The sequence below is a fragment of the Photobacterium sp. MCCC 1A19761 genome (assembly GCF_037389125.1).
Classification (GTDB): domain Bacteria; phylum Pseudomonadota; class Gammaproteobacteria; order Enterobacterales; family Vibrionaceae; genus Photobacterium.
In genome coordinates this window covers 1-1,600 of record NZ_JAZGTF010000052.1, presented here as the reverse complement: position 1 = coordinate 1,600, position 1,600 = coordinate 1, and the positions used below count along the sequence as shown (strand labels likewise).

Sequence of the window (1,600 nt, the reverse complement as noted above, 5' to 3'; positions counted from 1 at the left end):
GCAATGGTGTCATGAACAGGAAGTCCGGATGTAAAAAGACCTTTTTGCTGAAACCACTGAAAATGTGCTTCACCGAAATCTTCAATGTCTTCCCAGCCCTCAGCTCCAGCAATCGTCGCACAAACAGTAAGAAACAGAACATCGAATAAGGGATAACTGATTTTCGCAGACTGACGAGGGTCTTGCAGATCGCCAAAATACTGAGAAAAAGCCTCGATACTCACCTTAGAACTCCCGAAAAAGGGAGTATAAGATCATAATTCGATCGGCCGGTCAAACCCACAGAATTTGGTCACAAAACGTTCGTGATCTCACCCTGGGTTGTACTCTTTCCAGTTATCTGTTCGGTAAGTGCTTTTTCCCATGAGGATGGCCTGTCAGTAAACGTCACAAGATCAGATCACTGACTGCAAGAAAAGTTCACGCCGATTTAGTCAACAAAGCCATAAAAAAGCGCAAACTGTGAGTCACCTTGGTGATAAAAGCCTCCTCAAAACACGATGACCTATGGGAAGCGGCACTTTGTTCCGGATGCTCCCACGCATGACAGAACCGCTTTTTTCCCCGTCGGACTTCAACATTCTTATTGCACCTGGTTGAATATCAATCCTATAATGACCCGAAGTCATTAGTAACTGATAATTATTATCAAATCAGTTCATTCAAGGGAGTGAAACACAGCATGAGAAGTGATTCCCCGATGCGTCGATACCAACGGGCAGGTGACGCACAACATGCACGGGTGTTGGAAAATCGTCATAACATCCGGTGCGATCTATTCAGCATGACAACCTTGCCTGCTGCGGGAATGAGAGGTTTCCAATGAATGGCCGTCAGTCTCAAATCCGCCTTCTCGATCCCGTATTACTCCCGGCACTCAAGCCCGCGCTGCCGCAACTGGTCATCGGGATGCTGGCCGAAGGACTGTCCGGCCTGGCGAAATTAGGAGCGCTATGGTGCCTCATCGGCTTAATCAACAACTTGTCTCCTCTGTGGGTTATCGGGGCCTGCGGTTGCTGGCTCGCCGGGGCCCTTTGCGCTTCTGCAGCTTCAAGGATCGCCCATGCGGCTGAAGCAAGCTTTTCTGCCCGGCTGCGGCGACAAGTTGCCAATCACCTGACTCGGCTGCCGTCCCGGACCTTGGCACGCCACGGTGACAACGCGCTACGACGGATGGTTTCCGACGATATTGCCGCCCTGCACCATCTCATCGCACACTTACCGGCGGAAATTGCCACCTTTGTCATTGTCCCTGTCGCTTCGATGATCTTGCTGCTGACAATTGCCGGACCAATGGCTTTGATCGCCTTGATCCCCGGAGGTATCGCAGCGTTGTACTACCTCGTTCTGGTGCCGCGCTATTCGGTACGTTTCGGTGCAGAGCGGATGGAAGTGATGGGAGCCATCGTCACCGCCGTCAACGATTATGTGCGCGGGATCCGGGTCAACCGACTCTATGGGGCCCAATCAGGCGCGCTGGCGGATTACCATGCAGCCACGAACCGCTTCACTCAGGGCATGGTGGCCTGGGTCAGCCATGTGGCAACCGCTGCTGCGATTGCGATCGCGCTGCTACAGGCCGTTGCAACATTCGCTATTG

At 52.3% G+C, this 1,600-nt stretch carries 2 protein-coding genes; one reads left to right on the top strand and one right to left on the bottom strand.

Features of this window, described 5'->3' with window-relative positions:
• Positions 1-224, bottom strand: a 224-nt coding sequence (locus VV869_RS24215; protein ID WP_337737518.1) for a transposase family protein, incomplete at its 3' end; no start/stop codon positions are given.
• A 598-nt stretch (positions 225-822) separates the two neighbouring features.
• Here VV869_RS24215 and VV869_RS24210 point away from each other — a divergent pair.
• The coding region (locus VV869_RS24210) for an ABC transporter transmembrane domain-containing protein (RefSeq protein ID WP_337737517.1) at positions 823-1,600 on the top strand (778 nt) is incomplete at its 3' end.